Raw genomic sequence first — 5058 nt, 5'->3', positions numbered from 1 at the left:
GCCGATTGCAGCGATGAATCCGCGTTGATTCCGTCGTCCGATATGCCGGCTGCGAATGACGCTCACGTTTTTGTTCTCGAGATCGACAAAGGCCCGAAGGGTACGCCATCACCTTCGCGGTGGCGAGCGACCGGACGCGATGTTTCGACCTCGCGTAGCGACGTCATGGCAGCATGTCGGTCCTTGCCGTTGCGCGCGACTGGACTCGTGCGTCTCTCCGGCCCGAGCGCGATGACGACGCTACACTCAAGATTGCGAAACAGGGGGCGCGCACCTGCCGGCGCGACCGGCCGCGCCGACGCCCTTCTCGGGGCGTCGTCCGTGCCCCATCTTCATCCTGTTGGCCGACTCGCGCCCGTCACGGGTGCGTGACCGTTGCAAAGACGCAGGAGGATGACTGGATGCACATCGGGGTTCCACGCGAGATCAAGATCCACGAGTACCGCGTCAGTCTGTCGCCGGAGTCGGTGGCGGAGGTGGTCGCCTGCGGGCATCGCGTCCTGGTGGAGACGGCGGCCGGGGTCGGTATCGGGGCAAGCGACGAGGTCTATCGGGCCGCGGGCGCGCAGATCTGCGCGACGGCCGAGGAGGTCTTTGCGCAGGCCGATGTGTTGGTCAAGGTGAAGGAGCCGCAACCGCAGGAACGCGCCTGGTTGCGGCCGGGGCAGGTCCTGTTCTCTTACCTGCACCTCGCGCCGGATCCGGAGCAGACGCGCGATCTGGTCGCCTCCGGCGCGGTTTGCATTGCCTACGAGACGGTTACCGACGCACTCGGCGGTCTGCCGCTCCTGCGGCCGATGAGCCAGGTCGCGGGAAGACTCGCGATCCAGGCCGGAGCCACGGCTTTGCAGGCATTGCACGGCGGGCGCGGTGTGCTGCTCGGCGGTGTCCCGGGGGTGGCACCCGGTCGCGTGCTGATCTTGGGAGGCGGGGTCGTCGGCTTCAACGCCGCGCAGATGGCGGTGGGCCTGCAGGCGGACGTGACCATTCTGGATCGCAATCCGGCGGTGCTGGACCGCTTGGCGGCACACTTCGAGTCGCGCGCGCGGGTCGTCCACTCCAATCGGGCGACGCTGAGCGGCGCGCTCCGGGAGGCTGATCTGGTGATCGGTGCCGTCCTGATTCCGGGTGCGACGGCGCCGCACCTCGTCACGCGGGCGATGCTCGGCGACATGCGCCGCGGGGCCGTGATGGTCGATGTCTCGATCGATCAAGGGGGCTGCTTCGAGACCTCGCGCCCGACGACGCATGACCAACCGACTTACGTCGTGGACGGCATCCTTCACTACTGCGTCGCGAACATTCCCGGCGCGGTGCCGCATACCTCCACCTACGCCTTGAACAACGCGACGCTCCCCTACGTGCTGGCGTTGGCCGACAAAGGGTGGCGTACGGCCTTGAGGGATGATCCGCATCTTCGCGGCGGGCTCAACGTGTGCGAAGGGAAGGTGGTCCATCCGGCCGTGGCCGATGCGTTGGGGTATCGCGTCGTCGAGGTCGCCGACATTCTTTGATCGGATCTCGCGACCTCTACGGGCAGCGGTCGGGAGGTTCGCGCGTCAGGTCTCGGTCCCCGATGACCCCGCTTCGACAGTCGTCTGACGAGGCCGAGCGGGTGTCTTGCAGACCCTCGGTGTCGCGAGTATCGTCGGCCCGCCAAGCGTGCCTTGGCTCGGTGCCGTATTCCTCGGGAGTCCGGTGCCTGCCGGCCTGTTTCTCCTGTGGGAGTCGCCGACGCACCGGCGCGCTCCGCTCGGTGCGAGGATCGAGCCCGGGCGCCCATCCATCACGGCACCTCCGGCCGACGGATCCGAGGATGTCGATGTTTTATCGAATGTGTATCACGGCGAGGGCGGGGACCTGGATGCGGACTGCCGGGTGGCTTACGGCTTCGCGGGCTGACTCCCCGGGAGTGCAGCCCCGCAGATCGCGGGGCTCTCGTCGCTCGGGATCCAACCGGACGCGCGCCTCGAGTGAGGCGCGGTGATCATCCGATGCCTCGTGCCCCCGGTTTTACACCCGGGTTACCGGCGTCGGCCAGAGACCGTCGGATCTGCACGCCGTGTCAGGCGTGCCACGCGAGCGTCCGCTCGATCGATCCCGTCAGGCCCTTGCCGAACTGACGCGCTTGGACAGGATGGCGCCGCGCATCCCGATGAGGACCAGGGTGCTGGCCAGGAAGGCGGCCACGGCGGTGCCGATCATCATGGCCATCGGCTTGTCTTGCGCGTTGGCGATGCCGAAGGTCTCCCCGATCGGGGCGAGGATGGCGACATTCTCCGGCGCGGCCAGGATGTAGGTGCAGAAGGCCAGGAAGGCACCGAAGAAAACGAATTTCCAATCCATGTGCAGGCCGGCGAGCAGGGTCGCGAGGCCGAGCAGGTAGAGCAGCACCAGCAGGTATTTCTGATCGTCGAGCGCGGCGCGCACGCCGTGCGTGTGCAGCAGCCACAGCAGACCGATCACGATCCCCCAGTGCAGGACCTGCTTCAGGGTATAAAACAAGTAGGACTGATCGCGGACATAGGCCTGTCCGAAGCCCGAGAGCAAGGAGATGAAGGCGACGACCGGGACGAAGGTCTCCCAGTAGGGTATGGTTCCGGTCGCGTCGTCGCGGGTGAGTGCAATCAGAACGACGGCAGCGACGTAGAGGATAACCGATGGCAAGAGAGCCATCATCAGCGAGCCTTGGTCGGTGCTCTTGGTTTTTTTCGCTGTCTCCGTCGAGACAGCGTCTTTGGATTTGAACATGGCGAACCCTCCTTTCGGGTCAGTGGGCGAGTGATCGACGCATCCCCCCGATTGAGGAGTTCCGTCGAATTTGTCAAGCAACCGGATATTAACCCTTACTTTCGATGAGTGTTAAGGGAATTTCAGCAGGATTTTTCGACTGCGCCGGACGATTTCGGCTTTCTCCGAGTGCGGCCGTCGGTCGCATCGAGCTCGGTCGGCGGGTCCGTTGCAGCAGGATGAGTCGGCGAGACAAGCGGCCAAGCCGCACCGAGAGACCAGCGCCGAACCCGGCGTCGTCGGGCCTCTCGACGGCGGTGAGAGTCCTGTCTGCCCTGCCGATGACCCCGGCTCGCGTCCGTGAATGGGCCGGGTCGCACGGCCCGCGGTCGAGCATTCTCGGTGTCGTTGGCCTTGTGCTCCTGATCGCCGGCGGTTGTGCCTCCGCACCGCCTCCACCGTCCAAACCGCTCGACGCCTGCGCCATCTTCAAAGAGCGCCCGAGCTGGTACAAGGCGACGAAGAAGGCCGAGCGCAAGTGGGGGACACCGGTTCCTGTCCAGTTGGCCATCATCCAGGCCGAGTCGAGCTTCCGGCACGACGCCCGGCCGCCGGGACGCGTGTCCAGCGCCTACGGCTACTCGCAGGCGATCGACGGAACCTGGGACTGGTATCGTGAGCAGACGGGAAATCGGCGCGCGAAGCGGACGAATTTCGACCATGCGGTCGACTTCGTCGGTTGGTACACGGACGTCAGCCACCGCACGCTCGGCATCTCCAAATGGGATGGCTACCGTCAGTACCTCGCCTATCACGAGGGCCATCGCGGTTTCCAGCGCGAGACCTATCGAAAGAAGGCTTGGCTGGTGCGTGTCGCTCGCCGGGTCGATCAGCAAGCGAAGACCTACGGGGCACAGCTGCGCTCCTGTCGCCGCTGATCCGTTCCCTTTACCTCGACCGGAACGCGCACTAGAGTTGCCCTGACCCACCGGTGTCGGTGACCACAGGAGTGTCGTCATGCTCGGTTCCTCGCCTCGATTTTTTGCGGGCTGTGTCGGGGCGCTGTTCGCCGCGTCCCTGTCGACGGGTTTGCCAACGGCCAGCGACGCGGCGGAAGCGGCCGAGGACGGCGCGCGCAGTATTCTTCTGACTCCGGGCATGGATTATTTCGGCGGGGATTACGAAACGCTGAAGGGGGTCGATCTCGAAGCCTGTCGCGACGCCTGTCTCGAAGACAACCGCTGCAGCGCCTTCACATTCAACAGCAAGGCGGGCTGGTGTTTCCTCAAGGCGTCCGCCTCCGATGCACGCCCCTTCCCGGATGCCGTCTCCGGTCGCGTCCGGATCGGTCAGACGACCGTGTCGTCCCCGGATCTTGCTGCGTCCCGCAGTGTGGAACTGCGCTTCCTCCCGCGCGGCGAGCTGGACGCCGCCCGTAAGCTGGCGGCGCGCATCGCCGAGGCGGCACCCCGCGAACAGGCGCCCGCGTCGTTGGCCGCCGAGGCCAGGCGGGCTGCCGCAAACAACCCTCAGCGCGCGGCGGACATCTATGCTGCGGCCCTGCGCCTTTCTCCCGACAACCGCAGCCTCTGGCTCGATCTTGCCCGCACGGCGATGGCCGCCGAGCCCTCCGACTGGCAGGCACGGCAAATCTTCAAGCAGGACGCGACCGCGGCGGCCGTCAACGCCTATTGGCGCTCCGAGGGCGCGTCGGACCGCGCCGATGCATTGGTCGTGCTCTCCCGAACCCTCGCCGAGCGCGACGACTGGCGCCCCGCGATCCGTTCCTTGCGCGCATCGCTCGCGCTGGTCGAGGACGCTTCGGTTCGCGCCGAGTACGACCGTCTGATCGGCGAGCACGGTTTCCGCGTCACCGGAAACGAGGTCGACTCTGACGCCGCGAGCCCCCGCATCTGTCTCCAATTCAGCGACCCTCTGGCGCGCGACCGCGGCCAGCTTGCCGACTTCGTGCGGGTGACCGACCGCACCGATCTGCCGATCGAGGTCGAGGCCCGGCAGATCTGCATCGACGGGGTCGAGCACGGCGCGCGCTACCGCATCCAGGTCCGCGCCGGACTCCCGGCGGCGGACGGCGAGACCCTCGCCAAGACTTCGGATCTGGAGATCTTCGTGCGCGACCGCGCGCCGATGGTCCGCTTCCTCGGGCGTGCCTACGTGCTGCCCGCGGGCGGCGATCCGGCGATCCCGGTCGTCTCGGTCAACACGGATCGGATCGACGCGGCGGTCTATCGCATCGGCGACCGTGCCCTGGGTTCCGCGGTCGCGAGCGGTCGGTTCCGCCAGCAGCTCTCCACCTGGGACGCGAAT

At 66.6% G+C, this 5058-nt stretch carries 5 protein-coding genes; 4 read left to right on the top strand and 1 reads right to left on the bottom strand.

Features of this window, described 5'->3' with window-relative positions:
• Positions 1–401 precede the first annotated feature (401 nt).
• Positions 402–1514: an alanine dehydrogenase gene (gene ald, locus GPT33_RS16915; protein WP_296811292.1), complete on the top strand. Its 1113-nt coding sequence runs from the start codon at positions 402–404 to the stop codon at positions 1512–1514.
• A gap of 106 nt (positions 1515–1620) precedes the next feature.
• Positions 1621–1902 carry a hypothetical protein gene (locus tag GPT33_RS16910; RefSeq protein WP_296811290.1) on the top strand — a complete coding sequence of 94 codons (282 nt, stop codon included), beginning with the start codon at positions 1621–1623 and terminating at the stop codon, positions 1900–1902.
• Between the two features lie 201 nt (positions 1903–2103).
• Here the strand turns inward: GPT33_RS16910 and GPT33_RS16905 are convergent, their stop codons facing one another.
• Positions 2104–2751, bottom strand: coding sequence for a hypothetical protein (locus GPT33_RS16905; RefSeq protein ID WP_296811287.1), 648 nt, complete (start codon positions 2749–2751; stop codon positions 2104–2106).
• Positions 2752–3146: 395 nt separating this feature from the next.
• On the opposite strand from GPT33_RS16905, the gene GPT33_RS16900 reads away from it, so the two are divergent.
• Both GPT33_RS16900 and GPT33_RS16895 read left to right on the top strand, forming a co-directional pair.
• Complete coding sequence (locus tag GPT33_RS16900) at positions 3147–3668, top strand: transglycosylase SLT domain-containing protein (RefSeq protein ID WP_296811283.1); 522 nt, start codon at positions 3147–3149, stop codon at positions 3666–3668.
• Positions 3669–3747: 79 nt separating this feature from the next.
• On the top strand, positions 3748–5058 hold a 1311-nt coding region (locus tag GPT33_RS16895; protein WP_296811282.1), incomplete at its 3' end, for a PAN domain-containing protein.

The organism is Thiocapsa sp., from assembly GCF_011390875.1.
Taxonomy (GTDB): domain Bacteria; phylum Pseudomonadota; class Gammaproteobacteria; order Chromatiales; family Chromatiaceae; genus Thiocapsa.
The sequence above is the reverse complement of the archived record's forward strand: the minus strand, read 5'-3'. Positions and strand labels throughout refer to the sequence as shown.